Annotated in this window: 24 protein-coding genes and 1 other annotated feature; of the genes, 22 read left to right on the forward strand and 2 right to left on the reverse strand. The window is 33.4% G+C overall.

Annotated features, from left to right (window positions below; translation table 11 throughout):
• Window positions 1-92: 92 nt before the first annotated feature.
• The 17 genes from PHP06_00575 (at window position 93) to leuS (ending at window position 15606) form a co-directional block, all read left to right on the forward strand.
• On the forward strand, window positions 93-572 hold the full coding sequence (locus PHP06_00575) for an acyl-CoA thioesterase (protein MDD3839053.1): 480 nt from the start codon (window positions 93-95) through the stop codon (window positions 570-572).
• Between the two features lie 79 nt (window positions 573-651).
• Complete coding sequence (gene rodA, locus PHP06_00580) at window positions 652-1785, forward strand: rod shape-determining protein RodA (protein MDD3839054.1); 1134 nt, start codon at window positions 652-654, stop codon at window positions 1783-1785.
• Window positions 1786-1804: 19 nt separating this feature from the next.
• Window positions 1805-2218 carry a methylglyoxal synthase gene (locus tag PHP06_00585; GenBank protein ID MDD3839055.1) on the forward strand — a complete coding sequence of 138 codons (414 nt, stop codon included), beginning with the start codon at window positions 1805-1807 and terminating at the stop codon, window positions 2216-2218.
• A gap of 203 nt (window positions 2219-2421) precedes the next feature.
• Window positions 2422-3222 carry a M23 family metallopeptidase gene (locus PHP06_00590; protein MDD3839056.1) on the forward strand — a complete coding sequence of 267 codons (801 nt, stop codon included), beginning with the start codon at window positions 2422-2424 and terminating at the stop codon, window positions 3220-3222.
• 22 nt (window positions 3223-3244) lie between these two features.
• Window positions 3245-4132, forward strand: a complete 888-nt coding sequence (locus PHP06_00595; GenBank protein MDD3839057.1) for a M50 family metallopeptidase — start codon at window positions 3245-3247, stop codon at window positions 4130-4132.
• Window positions 4133-4183: 51 nt separating this feature from the next.
• Window positions 4184-6019: a TIGR03960 family B12-binding radical SAM protein gene (locus tag PHP06_00600; protein ID MDD3839058.1), complete on the forward strand. Its 1836-nt coding sequence runs from the start codon at window positions 4184-4186 to the stop codon at window positions 6017-6019.
• On the forward strand, window positions 6016-6705 hold the full coding sequence (locus tag PHP06_00605; GenBank protein MDD3839059.1) for a TIGR03936 family radical SAM-associated protein: 690 nt from the start codon (window positions 6016-6018) through the stop codon (window positions 6703-6705). Before PHP06_00600 ends, PHP06_00605 begins: the two co-directional genes overlap by 4 nt.
• Window positions 6706-6725: 20 nt before the next feature.
• Entirely contained in the window at window positions 6726-8417 is a 1692-nt protein-coding gene (locus tag PHP06_00610) for an Rne/Rng family ribonuclease (protein ID MDD3839060.1), read from the forward strand.
• 114 nt (window positions 8418-8531) lie between these two features.
• A complete protein-coding gene (gene rplU / locus PHP06_00615; GenBank protein ID MDD3839061.1) occupies window positions 8532-8843 on the forward strand; it encodes a 50S ribosomal protein L21 in 312 nt (103 codons plus the stop codon).
• A gap of 14 nt (window positions 8844-8857) precedes the next feature.
• Window positions 8858-9208, forward strand: coding sequence for a ribosomal-processing cysteine protease Prp (locus tag PHP06_00620; GenBank protein ID MDD3839062.1), 351 nt, complete (start codon window positions 8858-8860; stop codon window positions 9206-9208).
• Window positions 9195-9485 (forward strand): 50S ribosomal protein L27, encoded by a 291-nt coding sequence (gene rpmA / locus PHP06_00625; GenBank protein ID MDD3839063.1) that lies wholly within the window; start codon window positions 9195-9197, stop codon window positions 9483-9485. The genes PHP06_00620 and rpmA overlap by 14 nt, the downstream gene beginning before the upstream one ends.
• 71 nt (window positions 9486-9556) lie before the next feature.
• Window positions 9557-10855 (forward strand): GTPase ObgE, encoded by a 1299-nt coding sequence (gene obgE / locus PHP06_00630; GenBank protein ID MDD3839064.1) that lies wholly within the window; start codon window positions 9557-9559, stop codon window positions 10853-10855.
• Window positions 10856-10866: 11 nt separating this feature from the next.
• A complete protein-coding gene (yhbY, locus tag PHP06_00635; protein ID MDD3839065.1) occupies window positions 10867-11151 on the forward strand; it encodes a ribosome assembly RNA-binding protein YhbY in 285 nt (94 codons plus the stop codon).
• A gap of 95 nt (window positions 11152-11246) precedes the next feature.
• Window positions 11247-11870, forward strand: a complete 624-nt coding sequence (gene nadD / locus PHP06_00640) for a nicotinate-nucleotide adenylyltransferase (GenBank protein ID MDD3839066.1) — start codon at window positions 11247-11249, stop codon at window positions 11868-11870.
• A gap of 13 nt (window positions 11871-11883) precedes the next feature.
• Window positions 11884-12456 (forward strand): bis(5'-nucleosyl)-tetraphosphatase (symmetrical) YqeK, encoded by a 573-nt coding sequence (gene yqeK / locus PHP06_00645; GenBank protein MDD3839067.1) that lies wholly within the window; start codon window positions 11884-11886, stop codon window positions 12454-12456.
• 75 nt (window positions 12457-12531) lie between these two features.
• Window positions 12532-12900 (forward strand): ribosome silencing factor, encoded by a 369-nt coding sequence (gene rsfS / locus PHP06_00650; protein ID MDD3839068.1) that lies wholly within the window; start codon window positions 12532-12534, stop codon window positions 12898-12900.
• 1 nt (window position 12901) lies between these two features.
• Window positions 12902-13090, forward strand: a binding site (T-box leader).
• Between the two features lie 44 nt (window positions 13091-13134).
• Complete coding sequence (leuS, locus tag PHP06_00655; protein ID MDD3839069.1) at window positions 13135-15606, forward strand: leucine--tRNA ligase; 2472 nt, start codon at window positions 13135-13137, stop codon at window positions 15604-15606.
• Between the two features lie 38 nt (window positions 15607-15644).
• Here leuS and PHP06_00660 read toward each other — a convergent pair whose 3' ends face one another.
• A complete protein-coding gene (locus PHP06_00660) occupies window positions 15645-16892 on the reverse strand; it encodes a D-alanyl-D-alanine carboxypeptidase (GenBank protein MDD3839070.1) in 1248 nt (415 codons plus the stop codon).
• A gap of 151 nt (window positions 16893-17043) precedes the next feature.
• On the opposite strand from PHP06_00660, the gene PHP06_00665 reads away from it, so the two are divergent.
• From PHP06_00665 to PHP06_00685, 5 genes are all read left to right on the forward strand, one after another.
• Window positions 17044-17691, forward strand: a complete 648-nt coding sequence (locus PHP06_00665; protein ID MDD3839071.1) for a helix-hairpin-helix domain-containing protein — start codon at window positions 17044-17046, stop codon at window positions 17689-17691.
• A 129-nt stretch (window positions 17692-17820) separates the two neighbouring features.
• Window positions 17821-18513, forward strand: coding sequence for a response regulator transcription factor (locus tag PHP06_00670; GenBank protein MDD3839072.1), 693 nt, complete (start codon window positions 17821-17823; stop codon window positions 18511-18513).
• Window positions 18497-19942 carry an ATP-binding protein gene (locus tag PHP06_00675; protein MDD3839073.1) on the forward strand — a complete coding sequence of 482 codons (1446 nt, stop codon included), beginning with the start codon at window positions 18497-18499 and terminating at the stop codon, window positions 19940-19942. Before PHP06_00670 ends, PHP06_00675 begins: the two co-directional genes overlap by 17 nt.
• 106 nt (window positions 19943-20048) lie before the next feature.
• On the forward strand, window positions 20049-20978 hold the full coding sequence (locus PHP06_00680; GenBank protein MDD3839074.1) for a GerMN domain-containing protein: 930 nt from the start codon (window positions 20049-20051) through the stop codon (window positions 20976-20978).
• A 15-nt stretch (window positions 20979-20993) separates the two neighbouring features.
• On the forward strand, window positions 20994-22454 hold the full coding sequence (locus PHP06_00685) for a GerMN domain-containing protein (protein ID MDD3839075.1): 1461 nt from the start codon (window positions 20994-20996) through the stop codon (window positions 22452-22454).
• A gap of 16 nt (window positions 22455-22470) precedes the next feature.
• On the opposite strand, the gene PHP06_00690 is transcribed toward PHP06_00685, so the two are convergent.
• Window positions 22471-23202 (reverse strand): MBL fold metallo-hydrolase, encoded by a 732-nt coding sequence (locus tag PHP06_00690; protein MDD3839076.1) that lies wholly within the window; start codon window positions 23200-23202, stop codon window positions 22471-22473.
• Window positions 23203-23249: the final 47 nt, after the last annotated feature.

The following is a 23249-nucleotide window of genomic DNA, read 5'->3' on the forward strand; positions in this document are numbered from 1 at the left end:
TAAAAGTTTATTCAGTTTATGCTTTATAAACATGATGATTTTAATTATAATATAGGTATGTTTATAATCAGTTTACAAGAAAGGAATATGATATGGATAAGATAAAGACACCTTCACAATCGCAACTTGAAATGACAGAGATGGTGATTCCAAATGATACGAATATGCTGGGCAATTTACTAGGTGGCAGGATGATGCATTGGCTGGACATAGCAGGTGCAATCGTAGCTTCCCGGCATTCAAACAGTACTGTTGTCACTGTCGCTGTTGATAGTTTGGAATTTAAGCATCCTGTAAAGCTGGGTGAGGTCGTTATCCTAGAAGCCAAAATGGTATGGACAGGTAGGACCTCTATGGCGGTAAAAGTCGATGCTTTTTCTGAAGACCTTAAAGAAGGTAAGAAAAGGCATACCAATTCGGCATATTTGACATTTGTTGCATTGGACGATGAAGGCAGTCCCACCCCTGTACCGCATTTAGAGCCAGAGACTGAAGAGGAAAAGAGAGAATTTAGACTTTTTGAACAAAGGAGAAACTGTGTTACAGTTAAAGATAGCAAGGGAGATGAATAGTGTAAGTGATTGTATTATGTTATAATACAGTTGAATTTTAATTATTTTCCTTGTTTTGCAAGAGGGGGGTGAAGTATAGTTGTTTAAGAAAAAATTATTTAAAAATTTTGATTGGATTTTATTTATTGTAATGATAATTACTATATTGTACGGATTAGTAATAATAGGGGCAGCTACAAATGCTGTAGATATAGATCCGGATACTGGAGAGATGGTACTGGGAAATTTATATTTTATAAAAAGACAGTTTATATGGTTTATAGTAGGTTTAATTGCTATGATAATTATTATAAGCATTGATTACCATGTGCTGGGGAATTTAGCTAATTATATATATGTTCTCAATTTGGTGCCATTGATCATGGTAGAATTATTTGCTGATGAGACCAAGGGTGCTGCTAGGTGGTTAGAGATAGGGACAATTAAGATACAGCCTTCTGAATTTGCTAAAGTTGCAATAATAATAACTCTTGCAAAGCTTTTATCCAAAAAGACTGAAGATATCGATAGCATTGGCGAGCTTTTTTTGGTTTTATTACATGTGGGTATTCCTATGATTTTGATATTGAAGCAACCTGATTTGGGTACTTCTATTGTTTTTTTGGTGATAACTTTCTTTATGCTCTATATTGGAGGTATAAAATATAAGCTTCTTGCAGGTCTAACGGCAGCAGGTGTGGTATCCGGAGTTCTTATGTTTTTCTTTGGGTTGGGAAAATTTCAAAAGGCGAGACTGCTGGCTTATAAATACCCTGAAATGGATAAGTTGGGCGTAGGCTATAATGTAAGACTTGCAAAAACGGCGATAGGTTCCGGGCAGATGTTTGGGCAAGGTTTGTTCAATGACAATGCATTGAGTAAGTTAAACTTTATACCTGAAAAACAAACGGATTTTATTTTTTCGGTATTGGGTGAATCCCTTGGGTTTGTCGGGTGTATAGGGTTAATTTTGTTATATTTTATAATGATAATGAGGATTATTAGAATCTCAAGGTTGGCAAAGGATAAATTTGGACAGCTAATCGCCATAGGTGTAGTATCTGTCTTAATGTTTCAAATTTTTGAAAATATAGGTATGAACGTAGGGATTATGCCTGTAACGGGTATCCCTCTTCCGTTTGTAAGCTATGGGGGAAGTTCTTTACTAGTTTCAATGATTTCGATAGGTATTGTATTGAATGTTGGTATGAGGAGAAATGTAATTAAATTTTGACAGTAATAGGGGGGATATTATGGATGTAGCATTGATCGCACATGATAAAAAAAAGAGTTTAATGATTGATCTGTGCATTGCATATAGAGATATTCTTACAAATCATAACCTGTATGCTACAGGAACAACGGGAAAATTGATAATAGAGAACACCGGGCTTAAAGTTCATAGGTTTTTATCTGGTCCGATGGGTGGAGATCAGCAAATAGGCTCGCTGATTGCATACAATAAGATGGATGTGGTGATATTTATGAGGGATCCATTAACTGCTCAACCCCATGAACCTGATGTAAACGCGCTACTGCGGTTATGTGATGTGCACAATATACCACTGGCCACTAACATGGCAACTGCTGAGGTTATGATAAAGGCATTGGAGAGAGGAGATTTGGATTGGAGGAAGGTAGTGAATCCTTCTGATAAAAAGGATTGATTGTATACTATAAGAGGATGCGTGAAAGGCGGCGCATCCTTTTTTGTATTTATATAATATAATGCACTAAATTGAGGAGCTCTGAAGGTATTATATATACTGGTGCTGGTATTTCAAAAGTTGATTATCTATATATCATGCCAATGTTCGAGTAATATTATCAATCACAATTAAATATATTATATTAAGCAGGAGGTGGTATAGTGGATAAAATAAAGTTGGACAGAGAACAATTAAAGGAAAAGATTCTCGAAAGAAGCAGAGAGCTTAGGACCCGCTATAATATACAAAAAGACGATGAAGAAAGCGGTACAGGAGACGTTATGCTCAAAAAGTTAGGGATATGTGTGGTAATAGTATTGATTGTATTATTGATAAAGAGTATAAATACTCCTTTTACACAATCGGTTACGGATGGAATAAGGAGTGTAATCACTAGTTCTTTTGATATAGAGAAGAACATTGGCAAACTTAAATTTGTAGATGAGGTATTTCCTAATTTTACACAAAAAATTTCTCAAGTTTTTAGTGAAGAACAGGGGGATTTTGAATCTTCGGAAGATGAGATTACAACAGAGGATATAGAGCAAGAACAAGTGAATTCAGGAACTCATATATATTTTATAGCTCCGCTAGAGGGTAGTTTGCAACGAAAGTTTGGAAAAGCGAAACATCCTATATACGATAAAGATGTAATGAATTACGGAATAGATATAGCCGGAGAAGATAATAGTCCGGTGTTTGCAGTTTATGATGGTGAGGTGGTTGAAACAGGGACAAATAATGAATATAAGAATTATATAAAGATAAAGCATGAAAAGGACACATATACTATATACAGCAATTGTTCTAATATTTTGGTACAAAAAGGTGATATAGTAAAACAATCTGATATAATAGGAAATATAGGTAAAAACTCTTATTTGCACTTTGAAGTGATAGTGAATCAGCAGAGATTAGATCCGTTAAAATTCATTAAACCAGAAAACAAGATAGTTAAGTAGATGGGGAAGGCTACAGCTGATAATGAGGATGTTCGATATTTATGGTATAAAGTTCAAGATAGGGGTTTTTACTATATTGTTGTTTGCATTAATAATAATTGCCGGTTTTATAAAGGAGACAGCAGTAATGCTGTCAATTATTTTTATACATGAATTTTCACACATTATAGTTGCTATTTTATATGGGTTAAAAGTAGTTGAAATAGAGTTACTTCCTATAGGTGGAACTGCTAAAATAGAAAATATGCAGGGATTATTTCCTGAACAAGAAATATTAATATCTTTAGCAGGGCCTGCTGTAAATTTTATGATAGTTTTTATGATCAGATCATTAAACTTCAATACAAAAATAGATGGAAGCTTATTGCACTTTTTTAGTTGCGGTAACCTAATGCTAGGGATTTTTAATCTGATTCCTGCACTACCCCTTGATGGCGGAAGAATTTTGCGGGGAATATTGCATTATTTTATTGGATATAAGAAGGCTACAAAAATACTGATAGCTTTAACTAGAGTAATCGCTGTTGGATTATTTATATTTAGTTTGTGTATAATAATTGAAGGTGGGAAAAATATATTATCTTTATTTGTATCGATATTTTTATTGATAAATTCTAGAAAAGAATCAAAGATTTTGCCTTACATAAGCATAAGAAATATCTTGTCAAGACAAGAATATAGCAATTTGAGGAGGAATCAGTCTAATATTAGGCACATTATTACGGATAAAGACACAAAAGCAAAAAACATAGTCGATGATTTTAAACCCTATAATTATTATATTGTAGTCTTAACAGATCACGATGGGAAAGTATTAGGCTGCTTAGATGAATCCAGTTTAATCGATGGGATGATAGAATATGGTATAGATGTGCCAATAGGAAAATTGGTATATATAAAGGATTTATAAAATTTATGTAGAATAAAATGATAGTACGTTTTATTTTTAGGAGGAGTAGCAGTGTATCAAGAAATAGACAGAGTTTTAAAGAAAGTCCAGAAACCAGCTAGATACATAGGCAATGAATATAACATGGTTATCAAAGATGTAGAAACTGTAGATGTTCGCTTTGCGTTTGCGTTTCCAGATACTTATGAAGTGGGAATGTCCCACTTGGGCCTTAAAATTTTATACCACTTGATGAATGAAAGAGATGATGTGTTTTGTGAAAGGGTATTTGCCCCATGGCTGGATATGGAAGAGCAAATGCGAGGTAGGAATATCCCATTGTTTTCCCTCGAGACAAGGACAGCATTAAATGATTTTGATTTGATTGGATTTACGTTGCAATATGAAATGTGTTATACAAACATATTAACTATGCTTGATCTTGGAAATATCCCTTTATTTTCAAAAGAAAGAGAATTGGAGCATCCCTTTATAATTGCCGGTGGACCAAGTGTTTATAATCCCGAACCATTGGCGGATATAATTGATTTTTTTGTGGTAGGTGAAGCAGAAAATGTAATAAACGATATTATCGATGTATATAAGGAATGGAGGCATTTACCAGGCAAGAGCAGAGATGATTTTTTGAAACAAGCAGCTAGACTACCTGGTATATATGTCCCTAAATTTTATAATGTAGAGTATTATAAGGATGGTAGGATAAAAGAGTTTTATCCGATGCAAGAAGGCTGTCCGGTGAAAATTAAAAAAAATATAATAACTGATATGGATAAAGTTTATTATCCGGACAATGTCATAGTACCGTTTACCGATATAGTTCACGATAGAATAGTACTTGAAATATTCAGGGGGTGTACAAGAGGCTGCCGATTTTGTCAAGCGGGGATGGTATATAGGCCGGTTAGGGAGAAGTCTATATCTAGATTGATGGAACTATCACAAGATTTAATAAAAAATACCGGGTATGAACAGATTTCGTTGGCTTCATTGAGTACAGGGGATTATTCTGAAATTGAAGATCTTATCCTTAAGTTGATGGAGAAAAATGAGGGACAAAAAGTTTCTTTATCACTACCGTCTTTAAGGTTGGACAGTTTTTCAAAAGAATTTATCAAACAAATAAAAAAAGTAAAGAAAACAGGATTGACCTTTGCACCAGAGGCAGGGACTCAAAGATTGAGAAATGTCATAAATAAGGGAATAGATGAGAAGGATTTGATAAATTCTGCTATAACCGCCTTTGAATTTGGATGGACAAGCTTGAAGTTTTATTTTATGTTAGGGTTACCTACTGAACAGGATGAGGATGTGGAGGCAATATTTGATCTTACGCAAAAGGTTGTAGATGAATATAAAAAAATGTCAAAGCCTTTAAAGAGATTAAAGATAACTGTGAGCACCTCTACTTTTGTTCCTAAAGCATTTACTCCCTTTCAATGGGAACCTCAGTTGTCAATATCAGAAATACATAGGAGACAGCAATATTTGAATTCTTTATTTAAGAACAAAAGAATAACATATAATTGGCATGATGCTGAACTGTCTTATCTAGAAGCAGTTTTTGCACGTGGGGATAGAAAGCTCAACAAAGTATTGTATAGGGCATGGCAGAAAGGATGCAGATTTGATAGCTGGAACAGCAATTTTAATTATCAAAAATGGATGCAGGCATTTGAAGAATGCCATATTGATCCTGATTTTTATGTATATAGAAAGAGAAATTATGATGAAATATTGCCTTGGGATCATATAGATGCAGGAGTATCAAAGCAATTTTTGATAAAAGAGCATAAAAGAGCTCTAAAGGGAATTACAACTCCTGATTGCAGAGAGGCATGCATTAATTGCGGGGTTAAGAACTTAAAAGAAGGTGTTTGTGAGCGATGAGACTATGGGCTAAATTCACCAAAAAAGAAAAATTAAAATATTTATCTCATTTAGACCTAGTAAGGACTTTTGAGAGAAGCTTCAGGAGAAGCAGACTTCCTGTTACTTTTACAAAAGGATATAATCCACATGTAAAATTTGCATTTGCATCTGCTTTGCCGGTAGGTACTAGCAGTACTTCTGAATATATAGACATATATTTAGATTCTCAACTGCATGCTTTAGATGTTATGAACAGACTGAATTGTAGTTTACCTGATGGCATAATAGTTACAGATATTAAAGAGGTGGAAGCGGATTTTCCATCTCTAATGTCTTTAATTAGAGGGGCTGAATATAAATTAACTTTAACTGAACCTTTAATTAAAACAGAGGGACACATAAATCAATGCATAGTTGAAATGTTGAATAAAAAAGATGTTTTTATCGATAAAAAAACCAAAAAAGGATGGAAAAAGGTTGATTTAAAACCTTTAATTGTGAGCGCTTCATATAAAAACAATTATTTTGAAATTTTTTTGAAAACCGGTAGTGTAGCCAATGCTACACCGGAGCAATTTATACAGGCGTTGAACGATTATACTGATTTAAGTTTGGATATGGATATTATCGACATTCAAAGAAAGGGATTATTTATAAATAATCGAACAGAATTAAAGGAGACACCTTTTGACTATAAACTTTAATTATGCGGGAGAGTTGCTAAATGAGCAAAGAAATAGTATCTGATATAAATTTTGAACAAACAAGAGTAGCCTTATTAGAAGATGGAGACTTGGTCGAAATTTACATAGAAAGACATGATAATCGCAGAATAGTGGGTAATATATACAAAGGAAAGGTTTCAAATGTTTTATCCGGTATGCAGGCGGCCTTTGTGGATATAGGACTTGATAAAAATGCGTTTTTATACATAGGAGATATTGCTACAGATAAATCAGTGTTTGAATTTGAAAACTCGCAAATGAATATAGACAACATATCAATAACGGATGTTCTCAGACCAGGACAGGAAATAGTAGTCCAAGTTGTAAAAGAACCCATAGAAAGAAAGGGGCCAAGGATTACTACTAATATCACTATACCCGGTAAATATCTTGTTTTGATGCCAACAGTCAATCATACAGGGGTATCTAAAAGGATACAAGAGGAAGATGAAAGGAATCGGTTAAAGCTAATAGCTGAAAAAATAAAGCGGGATGATATTGGTATAATTGTAAGGACTGCAGCTAGAAATAAAACAGAAGAAGAACTAAAGAAAGAACTGTCGTATTTGGAAAGTCTTTGGGAAAATATTAAGCAGAAAATCGCGGATGCCAAAGCTCCTTCGACTATATATCAAGATGAAAATTTGATGTATAGGATATTCAGGGATATTTTTTGTGATGATATAGATAAGTTTGTAATAAACGATAGAGAATGCTATCAAAACATATGTGATTATGCCAGATGTTCTTCACCAGAACTGGTTGATAGGATAATATATTCAGATAACATACATATATTTGATGAATATAACATTGAATCAAAGATATTGAAGGCTATAAACAGAAAGGTCTGGTTGGATTGTGGTGGATATCTTGTAATAGATCAGACAGAAGCTTTGACTGTAATTGATGTAAATACAGGAAAATTTGTGGGATCAAAAAATCTAGAAGATACTGTATTTATAACTAATCTACAAGCTGCAAAAGAAATAGCGAAACAGCTGAGGCTTAGGGATATAGGAGGAATAATAATAATTGATTTTATCGACATGGAGGTTGAACAGCATCAGAATGAGGTTTTGGAATTATTAAAACAGAGTCTGGAAAAGGACAGAACTAAAACTAACGTGCTAGGCATTACAAAATTAGGACTAGTTGAAATAACTAGAAAAAAAATAAGACAGAGAATAAGGTCTGTGTTGCAAAAGCCTTGCCCATATTGTGAAGGTACAGGGAAAGTTTTTTCTGAAGAGACAATGGTGATAAAGGTAAAACGAAAGATAAGCAAGCTTTTTGCTGATAGTGGGGCTGAAGCAGTTCTTATTGAAGTGTATCCTGATGTTGCCTCTATGGTTATTGGTCAGAACGGAGAGGGATTATTACAACTAGAAAATCAATTTAAAGGAAAAGTTTATATAAAAGGTAACTATAATCTACATATTGAAGATATAAAAATCAAAGCAATAGGTGATGATAAAGCGATAAACTCCCTTGCAATGCCGGTAAAGCAAGGAGAAATACTCTATCTGAACATTGAAGGGAGACATGTTGCTCAAAACAGAAATGGTATAGGAAGGATCGATGGTTATATAGTAGATGTTGAAAATGCGGGAAACTTAGTTGGTAAGCGAGTAAAGATAAAAATTGAAAAGGTATTTAGGACATATGCAAAAGCAATAATAACAAGTTGACATGCAATATGCATTGTGCTAGAATTACAGAGGTAAGCCGCTCAAAATGGGTTTAAAATCAATTTTTGATACCTGATTTTGGCGAGACTGGGAACGAGGAGGTGTATTCACAACATGTATGCAATAATTAAGACTGGCGGAAAACAGTATAGAGTTAAAGAAGGGGACGAAATATTTGTAGAAAAGCTGGGGATAGATGAGGGAGAAGCTGTAGAATTTGATGAGGTTTTAGCAATATCAGATGAAAATGGCTTAAAGTATGGAACTCCTTATCTTAAAAATGCAAAAGTATGTGCTGATGTAGTTAAAAACGGCAAAGGAAAGAAGATTATTGTTTTTAAATATAAGCCTAAAAAAGATTATAGGAGAAAGCAAGGACATAGACAGCCATATACCAAGGTGAAGATAACAAAGATTGAATTCTAAGGAAATTGATTTTTATGATAAATGTAGTATTCTATAAAGACAATTCAAAAGGTTATTGTGGTTTTTTGGCTGAAGGACATGCCGGCTTTGACGAATACAGCAAAGATATTGTTTGTTCTGCTGTATCCATGTTGACTCAGACTATATTGTTGGGAATTGTTGAAGTTTTGAATATAGATGCAAACTTCAGAGTTCATCCAGGATATATTAAATGTATAATTCCACCTCTGGATGATGAAAATCTTCAACAAAAAGTAAATCTACTTTTAGAAACTATGTATACCGGATTGAGAGGTATTGAATGCGATTATAGAGGATATATAAAGATATGTGAAAAGGAGGTGCAGTACGGTGATGAGGATTGATTTGCAGCTATTTGCTCAAAAAAAAGGAGTTGGTAGCTCTAGAAACGGAAGAGATAGCGAGTCAAAAAGGTTAGGATTAAAAAGAACAGATGGCCAGTTTGTACTTGCAGGGAATATAATAGTAAGGCAGAGAGGGACCAAGATCCACCCCGGAATTAATGTAGGTAGGGGCAGTGATGATACATTGTTTGCAAAGGTAGATGGAATCGTTAAGTTTGAAAGAAAAGGAAAAGACAGAAAGCAGGTTAGCATTTATAGCGATGAGGCAATGGCATAAAAATACTGTCCGAAAGGACAGTATTTTTGTGTTTTAAGGTGAATAATAGTTTTAGGAGGTGACTGAGGAATATGTTTGTAGACAAGGCCAAGATATATGTCAAAGCAGGGGATGGCGGCGATGGAGCTATATCTTTTAGGAGAGAAAAGTATATTCCGAATGGAGGCCCAGATGGCGGTGATGGTGGTAATGGAGGAGACATTGTTATAATAGCAGATGATTCTAAAAATACTTTGATAGATTTTAGATATAAAAAACATTTTAAAGCACCTAGAGGAGAGAGTGGTGGTAAGAACAATAGAAAAGGCAAAGATGGACAAAGCATAGTATTGAAAGTTCCTGTTGGTACTATTATTAGAGAATCTATTTCAGGGCAAACACTATTTGATCTTACTAAATGTGGAGAAAAGGTAGTAATATGTAAAGGAGGGCAGGGAGGCAAAGGAAACGCAAGATTTGCCACTTCTACTCGCCAGGCCCCTAAATTTGCACATGCAGGTACCATAGGTGAAGAGATGTGGATAGAGATGGAACTTAAGTTGATCGCTGATGTTGGATTGATAGGATTCCCTAATGTGGGTAAGTCAACTTTGTTATCCAGTATTTCTTCTGCTAATCCCAAGATCGCTAATTATCATTTTACTACATTAGAGCCCAATTTAGGTGTTGTACAAACCGGTGAGGGAAGTAGCTTTGTGGTAGCAGACATACCTGGTATAATCCAGGGAGCACATAAAGGAATAGGCTTAGGACATGATTTCTTAAGACATATTGAGAGAACCAAGATTCTTGTACATGTTGTTGATATTTCGGGATCTGAAGGTAGAGATCCTAAAGAGGATTTTATCAAGGTAAATGAGGAACTAGAATATTATGACCGAGATTTGAGAAAGAAGCTTCAGATCGTAGCTGCAAACAAGGCGGATATTGTATCAGATGATGATAAATTAATAAAATTTACTGAATTTATACAGAGCGAAGGATACAAAGTCTTTATTATTTCTGCAGTAACTAAGAAAGGTATAAGGGATTTAATAAATGAGATAAAGTATCAATTGTCACAGTACAATTTAGATACTGCTAAAGCTGATGATTCAGATGACCAAAAAATAAAATATTATAGTATAGAGAATATTGAAGAACATGGCGAAAACAGTATATCAATAGAAAATAGAGATGGTACTTATCTTGTAAAGGGCAAGTATATAGAGAGACTGATTAGAAACATTAATTTTGATGATGAATATTCCTTTAATTATTTTCAAAAAATGTTGATTAAAAAAGGTGTGTTTGATGCATTAAGGGAAGCTGGAATAAATGATGGTGATACTGTTAGAATTGGGGATATTGAATTTGACTTTATTGAATGAGGGTGATTATGTTGATAACAAGTAAGCAGAGGAGCATGTTGCGTTCGGTTGCAAATAGTATGGATTCTATATTTCAGGTGGGTAAGAATGGGCTCAGCAAGAATCTCATATCTCAATTAAATGATGCGCTTGAAGCGAGGGAAGTAATAAAGATAAAAGTTTTAGAAAATTGTAAAGAGGATATAAAGGATGTTGCAAGACTTATTTGTGATGAGACGAAATCTGAAATCGTACAAATTATTGGCAGTAAAATAATACTATATAAAAAATCAGAGAAAAATATCTATGATATGTAGATATTTCTGAATTTTGTTTGAGTTTACTCAATGTTGTAAAGATACTATGAATATTATATCATTATGTATGAATATCCGATTTAAAGGAGAAGGTCATGGAAAGCATATCAGAGAATAATCGAATAGGAATTATGGGAGGAACATTTGATCCTATTCACTATGGACATTTAGTAACTGCAGAAGCTATTAGACATCAATTTGATCTTAAAAAAGTAATTTTTGTTCCTTCAGGGAATCCCCCCCATAAGAAAAATAGATTAATAACTAGAAATAAACATAGGTATTTGATGACTGTATTGGCAACTGTCACAAATGAATATTTCGATGTTTCTAGGATTGAACTGAACAAAGAAGGCTATACATATACCATTGATACAATAAAGGAATTTAGAGAGATCTATGGAGAGGGTAATGAATTGTTTTTTATAACAGGTGCAGATGCGTTGTTGGAGATATTCACATGGAAGAATGCAGAGGAGTTGTTGGAACTATGTCAGTTTATTGCTGCAACGAGACCGGGTTTTGATTCTAAAGAAATTGATCAACAATTGAAAAATATATGGACCAGATTCGGCAAGCATATTTATGCGGTGGAAGTTCCTTCCCTTGCGATTTCTTCTACTGATATCAGGGAAAGAGTTAATATGGATAGACCTATAAAATACCTGGTTCCTGAAGCTGTAGAAAATTATATAAAAAAGAATAATTTATACAAATAATGTGGTGTGAAATATGTTAAAAATAGATATGATAAAAGAGAGATTAAAAGGATATCTTGATGATAAAAGATATGTGCATTCTTTAAATGTAGCAAATACTGCAGTTGAGCTTGCAAAACTATGCCAGCAACAGCCCATAAAATTTGAGATAGCTGGATTGCTACATGACTGCGCAAAGTGTTTTACTCGAAATAAGAGCTTATATTATGTAAATAAATATAAGCTCGAATTGGATAGTATAACTATGAATTTATCTGCATTAAATCATGGGCCTATTGGAGCAGTGGTTGCAAAACATGAATTTGATATAAAAGACAATGACATATTAAATGCAATATACTATCACACCACCGGGCGTGAAAACATGTCTACTTTAATGAAGATAACGTACCTTGCAGATTTTATCGAGCCTGCAAGGGAATATCCAGGCGTTGAGCAGCTGAGAAAAATCGCTTTTTCTGGGGACTTGAATGGTGCTGTGCTTAAAGCCTTTGATAATACCATAATATATGTAGTACATAACCAGAAACCATTACACCCTAGAACAGTGTATGCTAGGAATTATCTGTTAGAAAAACAATCGTGAATTTATGATTTATTGACAAAAATAATATATTAGGTATAATTAGAAATATAAATAAAAAATTTGGGAGGTTGCATATTGCCAGCAACAAGTGATGGTATAGCGCAAGATATAATAAATATTTTGAAAGATAAAAAAGCAAAAGATATTATTTCATTGGATATACATGAACTTACTGTTATAGCTGATTATTTTGTCATATGCCATGGAAATTCCACTAGAGAAGCAAGGGCTTTAGCGGAAGAGGTAGAGGAAAAAATGCAGCTAAAGGGCTATAGACTTTTGAGAAAAGAAGGTCTAGATCTTTCCAAATGGGTATTGTTAGACTACGGGTCTGTGATAGTTCATATTTTCCGTAAGGATGAAAGAGAGTTTTATGGACTGGAGAGATTATGGGCAGATGCTAAAGCCAAATATTTCCAAGCTGATACAGCACAAAATATGTGATTATTAGATGAGGAGCAGTAGATAAATATAAACTAAAAGAGAGCTGGTGGTTGGTGTGAACTAGTAGTTTTATTTATTGAACTCGCCTCGTTAGATATCTAAATGGTTAGCTCCATTAAAAGCTTTAAGAGTTGATATTTTCAAGATATCAAATAGGGTGGTAACACGGGAATAGAACCTCGTCCCTAACGGGATAGAGGTTTTTTTTATATATTACTACAAGGAGGATGGCCGATGAGCTATAATTTTAAAGATATAGAACAAAAATGGCAGGAAAATTGGGAAAAGGAAAAAGCCTTTAAGACACTTGAACAATCCAGTGGAAAAAGGAAATATTATATACTTGAAATGTTTCCGTATCCTTCCGGTAAATTGCATATGGGACATGTACGGAATTATTCAATAGGAGATGTTATCGCTAGATATAAACGTATGAAAGGTTTTAACGTGCTTCATCCTATGGGCTGGGATTCTTTTGGATTGCCGGCAGAAAATGCAGCTATTGAACGTAAAATTCATCCAAGTGAATGGACTCGTGACAATATTGATACTATGAGGCGCCAGTTAAAACAACTTGGCCTTAGTTATGATTGGGACAGAGAAGTAACTACAAGCCATCCTGACTATTATAAGTGGACTCAGTGGCTGTTCTTACAGCTTTATAAAAAAGGCCTGGCATATAAGAAAAAACAGCCTGTTAATTGGTGTCCATCATGTGCTACTGTTTTAGCTAATGAGCAAGTAGTGAATGGCGGATGTGAAAGATGCGGGTCAGAAGTAGTACAAAAACAATTAGAACAATGGTTTTTTAAGATAACCGATTATGCTGAACAATTGCTCAAAGACATAGAAAAACTTTCCGGATGGCCGGAAAAAGTCAAAATCATGCAAAAAAACTGGATAGGCAAAAGCATGGGTGCAGAAATTGATTTTAAAATTGATGGAATGGATGATTACTTAAGCGTTTATACAACCAGGCCTGATACTATATTCGGTGTTTCATATATGGTGCTATCGCCAGAACATCCCATTGTGCCGGAGTTGATGAAAAATAATGATCGTAGAGAAGAGATGCAAGAGTTTATAGAAAAAGTTTCATCCATGAATAGCATAGCAAGAACTTCAGATGATGCTGAAAAAATAGGTGTTTTTTCAGGCAGATACGTAATTAATCCTTTAAATGGAGAAAAAGTACCTTTATATCTTGCTAATTATGTATTGATGGATTATGGTACAGGAGCTGTAATGGGAGTACCTGCTCATGACCAGAGAGACTTTGAGTTTGCAAAGAAATATAATTTACCTATAGTACCTGTGATACAGCCAAAAGAAGATAATATTGACTTAGATAATTTAGAGCATGCTTTTGAAGCTGAAGGAATATTGATAAACTCAGGAAAATTTAACGGTTTAGATAACAATACCGCAATTAAAGAAATAATTAAATTTTTAGAACAAAACAAAAGTGGAAGACAAAAAACCAATTATAAATTAAGAGACTGGTTAGTATCCAGGCAGAGATATTGGGGTGTTCCAATACCTATTATATATTGTGATAAATGTGGCATAGTCCCTGTACCTGAAGACCAATTACCTGTAGAGCTACCTATAGATATAAAATTTACAGGGAAAGGTAAATCACCACTTTCAGAATGCAGTGAATTTATTAATACTACTTGTCCTGTATGTGGCTCTAGTGCTAAAAGGGAAGAAGATACCTTGGATACATTTGTGTGTTCATCTTGGTATTTCTTCAGGTATGCTGATGCTAAAAATGATAAGAAGGTATTTGATTTCAATAAAGCAAAATATTGGATGCCGGTAGACCAGTATGTTGGTGGAGTGGAACATGCTATATTGCATTTGCTTTATTCAAGATTTTTTGCCAAAGTGTTGTATGATTTAGATATCAGCAGTGTTGATGAGCCATTTGCAAACCTTTTGACACAGGGGATGGTGCTCAAGGAAGGTGCTAAGATGTCAAAATCCAAGGGAAATGTTGTAAGTCCTAAAGAAATTATGGATGAATATGGTGCAGATACTGCGAGAATGTTTATTCTGTTTGCTTCTCCCCCCGAGAGGGATCTAGAATGGAGCGATAAAGGAGTAGAAGGTTGTTATAGGTTTTTAAACAGGGTATGGAGGCTGGTCACTGAAATAAAGGATGTATTCGTTGAATATAATATTGATCAAAACAAATTGGATAAAGAAGATAAAAGATTAAGATATGCAACCCATAGTGCTATAAAAAAAGTGACTGAGGATATTGATAAACGGTTTAATTTCAATACTGCCATAAGTGCGATTATGGAGTTGGTAAATTCAATTTATCATTATAAAGAAAATATAGAAGATGTAAATAGAGATGTTTTAAGTGAAGCGGCAGAAAAGTTATTATTACTTTTATCTCCTTTTACGCCTCATATAGCCGAGGAGCTTTGGCATAATTTAGGGAAACAGACCAGCGTACATCAGATGGAATGGCCTGAATATGATGAGGCAGCTTTGGTAAAGGAAGAAATAGAAATTGTTATACAAGTAAACGGAAAAGTAAAAGATAGGGTTAAAATGCCTGCTGATGTGGACAAAGAGTCCATGGAAAATATCGCAAAGCAAAGCGATAAGATAAAAACTATCTTAAGTGGAAAAGATGTAGTTAAAACAATAGTAGTTCCTAAAAAGCTGGTAAATATTGTAGTGAAGTAGATAAAGCACCTCACTTGCTTTAAAGCAAGTGAGGTGCTTTAAAATCTTCTAATTTTTCTCGCTTTTCTTATTTTCCTCCTTATTGCTATATAAATTCGTAAAGGTATGTATATTAATATTAGAATTATCAGTACCCATGCCGGGATTGATAATTCTTTTTTGGGTTTAACTATATTTATTAAATTTTTCTTTTCAACATCATTTAAGGCAATGAGGTTTACTGTTCGGTTTTCGTTTCCTATATGATAAGTCACTCTGCCCAGTATTTCTCCCTTTTTAATTGGAGCTGTGATATCATCTTTTATATCTACAACATGGTATATAGAATCACTGTTTTCTTTAGGAAAAACATCAATAATATCTTCCTCTGTAGCTATGTCTACAGTCTTTGATTCACTACCATATACTTCTACCGTTTCAATTATTTTGTTTTTATTGACTATATTTAGTTTCTTGTAGTGTTCAAATCCATACTCAAACAATGCCCTAGCTTGAGAAAACATATCTTTCTCACAGCCTAATATAACTGCTATTAATTCCATATTATCATTACTTGCAGATGCTACTAAACAGTTTTTGGCTACACTAGTGTAGCCTGTTTTAATCCCGGTAGATTTAGGGTAGTATTCTTTGCTTTCAGGATTTATAAGCTTATTTGTGTTTATCCATCTGCGTTCTTGGTCAAACTTATTGGTAGGCGGCAGTACATATTTATATGTACTTATTATTTTTCTGAAGTCATGATTTTTCAAAGCATATCGAGCTATTATTGCCATATCATAGGCAGTGGTATAATGATCGGGGTCATGAAAACCATGAGGATTAACAAAATGCGTGTTGTTTGCACCAAGCTCTTTTGATTTATAATTCATTAAAGTAACAAAGCTTTCAATTGATTCAGATACATGATCAGCGAGTGCTATGGCAGCATCATTGCCGGAAGGCAACATCAATGCATATAGCAATTGTTCTACTGACATTTTTTCTCCAGGGTTAAGATATATCCTGCTGCTACCGTTGTTAATATTTAAGACATCATCGTTGGGAACAACAATCTCATTTTTCCCTGAGTTTTCCAGGGCTAGAATAGCTGTTAATATTTTAGTAGTGCTTGCAGGATATGATTTAATATAAGCATTTTTTTTATATAAAATTTTGCCGGTTTCTGCTTCCATCAAAATGACTTTATCAGCAGTTATTTGTAAATCTTGGGCAAAAGAAATTTTTATAGGATTAAAAAAACAAATTAAAAAGATGATAATTGCAATTAATATTTTTTTATTCATAGAGGCCCCTCCAGTGATAATATTAAAAATCTCACTTCTATAGTATAACAAAAATTTTATCATCGTTGTATATCTAAACATTAAAAATCAACGCTTAAAAGGAGGGTAAAAAGGATAAATATCGAATATATTGTAAGGGGGTGCATCCATTATGAATATTTTTTCAAAAAAAGAACAGATAATTATAATAATATTAACAATTATAATAATCATTTTGTTTGCATCTAAAGTTTTTAAAGAGCCGGATATCGGCCTTGAGCGAGAAAGGGTTTCTTTAGATAATGATTTAGAGAATGATACAGAGTATTCGGATGACCAGTATGAACAATGGGTTGAACACCAAACAAAAGAACAAAGTCCAGAGGACCAATTGATAAAGGTATACATAACTGGAGCTGTAGAAAATCCAGGAGTTGTAGAACTCAAGCTGGGGGATAGGATTGAGGATGCAGTAAAAAAGGCAGGCGGACTCAAAGAAAGTGCGGATAGGCATTATATAAACCTTGCAAAAAAGGTTAAGGATGAAGACAAAATCTATGTGCCGGAAGTAGGGGAATACCCTAAAGAAGAATATTTTCAGGAAAATGATGAGAATAATACTGATAGCGGCATAAATATAAACACTGCAGATAAAGGTCAACTGGAAACGTTGCCAGGCATAGGACCGGTTAAAGCGGAAGCTATAATAAAATATCGTGAAGAAAATGGTCCATTTAAGGACATAAAAGAGATTACTAATGTAACCAATATAGGAGAAAGAACATTTGAAAATATAAAAGATTATATATGTGTTGATTGATATATTCGAGTTTACAATATCAAGCAGGATAATATATAATCAAATAAGGACATGTATTTGAGGTTTTATTTATGAATATTAAAATCGATTATAAGTACAAAAACAATAACTTATCATGAGGTGATATAAATGAGCGTTAAAATATTGATAGTAGATGATGAACCGATGCTAGTAAAGGGTCTAAAGTTCAGCCTGGAACAAGATGGTTATAAAACTGATGTGGCATATGACGGGGAAGAAGCTGTGGAGAAAATACTTAACAATGAGTATAATTTGATTATACTGGATGTGATGTTGCCTAAAATGAACGGATTGGAGGTATGTCAAAAGGTTAGAGAAAAAGTGAGTATCCCTATAATAATGCTCACTGCAAAAGGTGATGATATGGATAAAATACTAGGACTTGAATATGGGGCAGATGATTATCTTACAAAGCCATTTAACATACTTGAACTTAAGGCACGTATAAAAGCTATTTTGAGAAGGTTTAATTCTCTAACTAAAAAGGATGAAAACCAAATAATCGAAGTAGAGAACATGAAAATTAATATTTCCAATAGAAGTTTGACTATTGATGGAAAGGAAATTAATCTGACTGCAAAAGAGTTTGATCTGTTAAAATTATTTGCATCTAATCCAGGTAAAGTATTTAGCAGAGAAAAATTATTGGAGATAATATGGCAATATGATTATTTAGGTGATTTAAGAACAGTAGATGTCCATATAAGAAGGTTGAGAGAAAAGATAGAAAAGAATCCAAGTCAACCTGAGTATATTTTCACTAAGTGGGGAGTGGGGTATTATTTTGCAGATAAGAAGTAGGGTTACATCAAGTCTTAGATTCAAGATTGTAATGTCATATTTTTTGATAATAATAATATCATTTTATGTTATAAACTATGTAACTAATTTTGTATTAGAGAAGGATTTTATAGATGATACAAAAAATGAATTAAAAAAAAATTCTAATATGATATCAGTTGTGGTGTCTGAGTACCTTTATAATGATGAGATTGCTTATATAAATAATTTGGTAAAGGATTTTTCTGGTGAAATAGATGGCAGGATTTTGATTCTTGACAACAGGGGAGTTGTCATATCCGATGCTTTTAACCAAATAGAATTAGCTAACAGGAAATTAGAGCATGAAGAGATACTATATGCATTGAATGGAGCTAATACTGCTCAAAAGCATTATATCCCTGTAATTAAAAATGGAGAAAACTCTCATCAATGGGTGATGTATTCTGCTGCGCCGATATATTATAGATCGGAGATAATAGGGGTTACTTTTTTGTCCACCTCAATACAGCAGTTTTATGACTCATTAGGCATGATAAAGTGGCGGTTAAATATATATTCTTTAGTGATAAGTATTCTAGTGGCAGTCTTCAGCCTTTATATTTCAGGTTATATTACAGATCCTCTAAATAAAATAACAGAAGTTATAAGAAATATGGGACAGGGTCATCTCAATCAGAGAGTTGAGATTAAGGGGAATAATGAATTAGCTGAACTGGGAAATGCGTTCAATAGCATGAGTGAAAGGTTAGAAAATTTAGATAAGGCAAGAGAAGAATTCGTTGCAAATGCCTCCCATGAATTAAAGACACCTTTAAGTTCTATGAAGGTATTGGTTGAATCCCTAATACATCAGCCTGGCGGAGACATAGAAATTTTTAAAGAGTTTTTAAAAGATGTTAATTCTGAGATAGATAGGTTAACTGCAATAATCAATGACCTATTAGTACTTGTACAGATAGATAAGAAAGATATGGAACTAAAGAAGACACAGGTAAATATTGAAGATGTTTTATCTTATACTATAAAGAGATTACAACCGATAGCTCGGAAAAAAAATATTGAAATCAGCTTTCTCAGTGACTATAAAGGCACCATTGATGTAGATAAATTGAAAATTCAGCAGGTTTCTTTAAATCTAGTTGATAATGCTATAAAATATACTCCAGATGACGGGGAAGTAAATATAAGGTTGACATCTGATAATGATTATGTGATTTTTATGATATCTGATACCGGGATTGGTATTCCGGAAGAAGATAAAAAGTTAATATTTGAAAGATTTTATCGGGTAGATAAAGCTAGAGCCCGGGGAACAGGTGGCACAGGATTAGGTTTATCGATAGTTAGTAGAATAGTAAGGCTTCATCAAGGAGAAATTTTTGTGGAAAGTGAACCGGGTAAAGGGACAACATTTACTGTTAAATTACCAAAAAATGGCCAAGTATAAGGGTTTCATTAATAAATAGTTAACAAAAAATAAACTGTTTTGTAAGATTAATATATTATACTCTTATTGTCGGTGAAATAGGGAGGGCATCAATCAGGTGAAAAATATGAAAAAAATTATTGTTTTTGTTTTGGTAATTATACTCATGATTACTTATGGCTGTACACCAAAACACAAAAAAGACCTACAAGCAGATGATGAAAATGATCACAGCAACAATATACCCATCAGTCCTGAACTATCCGAAGATGAGATAGAGGTTACATTGTATTTTGCTGATGATTCTTTTAATTATTTGGTTCCTGAACAAAGGGTTATAAAAAAAGATGATGATGTACTGGAGCAGATTGTTGGGCAATTGTTGAAAGGACCATATCAACCTGAAAAGAAAAAATTGTTTGATGAAGAGGTAAAAGTACTGTCTACAGCTGAAATAGACGGAGTTGCTTTTGTTGATTTTAATCAAACTTTCATGGATATGCTTACCGGGAAGCTGGCACAAGAAGGACAGGAAGAAAAAGTAGATAAAGAAGAATTAAAAAGAAAAAATGAATTAGCTATTTACTCAATAGTAAATTCTCTAACTGAAACAGAAGGGGTAGAAAGAGTAAATTTCTTGGTCAATGGTGATGTCATAAAAAGCGATATAACTGATTTTAATTTAGAGAATAAGCTGTCTAGAGACAAAGATTATATATTAAATCCCCAAAAACTTGTAGAAGAATATTTCAAGGAAATTGCAGCTAAAAACTGGGAGCAAGCATATAAATATGTCTATACAAATATTGATGAGAATGATATCATTACCTATGAGCAATTTGTAGTAAATGCTAATAAAAAGGATGCAGTTCTTGTAAAGTATGAAGTTAATGATTATGAGATTTTGAATACTGGGGACAAGGCTTTGGTATCGGTTGACTATGAAATAAAATTCAACGATGATACCGATATTCATAGGGAAGAACAATTGATTTCTGTAGTAAAAGTTGATGATATATGGAAGGTTAAGTGGCTTTTTCCTCCTGAAAACTGGTAACGAGGGGAGTTTAAAATGAAAAGGATAATTATATTTTTAATCATTGTTTATTTTATTACGACATGTGTAATTGGTTGTGCACCAAATTTAACTAAAGACAAAAAAGCAGATCAGGAATATGATAGTTCCTCTGTTACAGATGAATCAGGTGGTAATGAAGAGACTGAAGCGAGTCTTGTTTTATATTTTCCTGACAAACAGAATTCAAAGATGATTACAGAAGTAAGAAATGTGAAATTGGTAAATAATGATGATATATATCAAGCTGCTGTAGATGAGTTGTTAAAAGGACCATATGACAAAGAAAAGTTTAATAATGTTTTTAATAGTAAAATAAAATTGTTAAACGTAAAAAAATATGAAGACATAGTAGAAGTAAATCTTTCAAAAGAATTTGCCAAAACTGCTGATGATAATAACAATATTGAAATTATTCGAACTATATCTATAGTAAATACTTTGGCTGAACTACAGAATGTAAAGTATGTAAAAATACTTATAGAAGGAGAAGAATTGAAGGATTTAAACGATGAGCCGTATGGGTTCTTGGAAAAGTTTGATACAGACATTGAGAAAGTATTAAAACAAGAAAAAGCTAATGCTAAAATATCAAAAGAAGAAAAAGTTTGTTTTAAAAAGATTATATTGTATTTTAAAGATAAATACTCAGAATTTGTTATTCCTGAAATAAGGGAGATAGAAATAATAGATAACTCTCTTGAAAAAGCAGTGATAAATGAGCTTATCAAAGGGCCACAAAAACAAGGGCTTGTAAGGACTATACCCGAAGGGACACAATTATTAGATTTTAATATCTCAAAGGGTACTGCTGTAGTTACTTTTTCTGAAGAGATGAGCAGCAATTTCAATGGTGGCAGTGCGAATGAAGAAGCAGTAATAAGCTCAATAGCAAATACATTGACAGAGCTTCCACATATCAAAAATGTAAAAATAAATATAAAACATAAGAAAAAAGGTAACTATGGGATAAATACTATTGGAGGACATTTTTTACTGGATAAACCTATAGAAAGGATAGAATCAAGAATAGGCAAACGTATAAACTTATACTTTGCTGAACAAAATGCTGAAAACTTGATACCGGAATATAGAGCTATAGAAATGGGCATTAAGAGTGTTGCCAGAAGAGCTATTCAGGAATTGATAAATGGACCTAAAAATGAAAAGCTGTTCCCTACAATACCAGAAGGGACTCAATTGTTGTCAATATCTATAAAGGATGAAATATGCTATGTAAATTTTTCCAATGAAATAATCGATAATCACAAAGGCGGGTCTGCTGGAGAAGCAATGACAATATATTCTATAGTTAATACTCTTACACAATTTGATTCTATCGATAAAGTTCAAATATTGGTGGATGATAAGGCAAGAGAAACTTTAGCAGGTCATATAGCCATAGATCAGCCAATAGCTAGAAATGCAAAACTGATAAAAGAAGAGGAAAAGAGGTAAGCTAACTTACCTCTTTTTATATTATATATGTTTTCATTTCTTCGGCGACTTCAGTATTTTCAAATGATTGCCTAGCCATTCTGAGGTGCTCAAGCACATCATCTTGATACCAAAAATGAGTCAATAGCAGCTTTTCTACCTTTGCTTGAGTAGCTATTTCGGATGCCTGCCTTACAGTCATGTGGGGGATGTCTCCATTTTCAGGAGCATCCAAAAATGCTGCATCGCAAATGAATAAATTTGCTCTGTTAGCAAAATTTATTATCTTTTTATTATATGATGTATCTCCGGTATACACCAGCGTGGAGTCAGAGTTTTGAATTTTTATTGCATAGCATTTATAAGGATGGGTCATTTCTTCGAAAGACAACTTTAATCCTTTTATATTTACATTTAGATCAGGATAAATATCATGTAGTTGAAACACATCTTTATAATTCAACATATCATATTCAGTTTTTGGCTGCGAAGGAGCATATAAAGGTATAGGTTTATCTATTTCACCTTTTTGTATCAATATATCTAGCACATACCTTAATACCAATATGTCGGATATGTGATCGCTGTGCAGATGTGTCAAAACGATTGCATCTATCTGTTTTATATCACATAGATTTTGAACTCTGCTCATTACACCACTACCACAATCCAGCAGTATTTTGCAGTTATTGTATTCCACTAAGTAACCAGAACAAGCTCCATTTTGTTTGGGAAAGGGGCCATAATGGCCAATTACTGTTACTTTCAATGTAATTCCTCCTTTTATCAATTATATTTTTACTTTATTTAACATTT

This window comes from Clostridia bacterium (assembly GCA_028698525.1).
Lineage (GTDB): Bacteria > Bacillota > Clostridia > JAQVDB01 > JAQVDB01 > JAQVDB01.

Coding starts and splice junctions, on each gene's coding strand:
- PHP06_00575 (MDD3839053.1), top strand. CDS start 93: ATGGATAAGATAAAGACACCTTCACAATCGCAACTTGAAATGACAGAG.
- PHP06_00585 (MDD3839055.1), top strand. CDS start 1,805: ATGGATGTAGCATTGATCGCACATGATAAAAAAAAGAGTTTAATGATT.
- PHP06_00595 (MDD3839057.1), top strand. CDS start 3,245: ATGAGGATGTTCGATATTTATGGTATAAAGTTCAAGATAGGGGTTTTT.
- PHP06_00605 (MDD3839059.1), top strand. CDS start 6,016: ATGAGACTATGGGCTAAATTCACCAAAAAAGAAAAATTAAAATATTTA.
- PHP06_00610 (MDD3839060.1), top strand. CDS start 6,726: ATGAGCAAAGAAATAGTATCTGATATAAATTTTGAACAAACAAGAGTA.
- rplU (MDD3839061.1), top strand. CDS start 8,532: ATGTATGCAATAATTAAGACTGGCGGAAAACAGTATAGAGTTAAAGAA.
- PHP06_00620 (MDD3839062.1), top strand. CDS start 8,858: ATGATAAATGTAGTATTCTATAAAGACAATTCAAAAGGTTATTGTGGT.
- obgE (MDD3839064.1), top strand. CDS start 9,557: ATGTTTGTAGACAAGGCCAAGATATATGTCAAAGCAGGGGATGGCGGC.
- nadD (MDD3839066.1), top strand. CDS start 11,247: ATGGAAAGCATATCAGAGAATAATCGAATAGGAATTATGGGAGGAACA.
- yqeK (MDD3839067.1), top strand. CDS start 11,884: ATGTTAAAAATAGATATGATAAAAGAGAGATTAAAAGGATATCTTGAT.
- leuS (MDD3839069.1), top strand. CDS start 13,135: ATGAGCTATAATTTTAAAGATATAGAACAAAAATGGCAGGAAAATTGG.
- PHP06_00660 (MDD3839070.1), bottom strand. CDS start 16,892: ATGAATAAAAAAATATTAATTGCAATTATCATCTTTTTAATTTGTTTT.
- PHP06_00665 (MDD3839071.1), top strand. CDS start 17,044: ATGAATATTTTTTCAAAAAAAGAACAGATAATTATAATAATATTAACA.
- PHP06_00670 (MDD3839072.1), top strand. CDS start 17,821: ATGAGCGTTAAAATATTGATAGTAGATGATGAACCGATGCTAGTAAAG.
- PHP06_00680 (MDD3839074.1), top strand. CDS start 20,049: ATGAAAAAAATTATTGTTTTTGTTTTGGTAATTATACTCATGATTACT.
- PHP06_00685 (MDD3839075.1), top strand. CDS start 20,994: ATGAAAAGGATAATTATATTTTTAATCATTGTTTATTTTATTACGACA.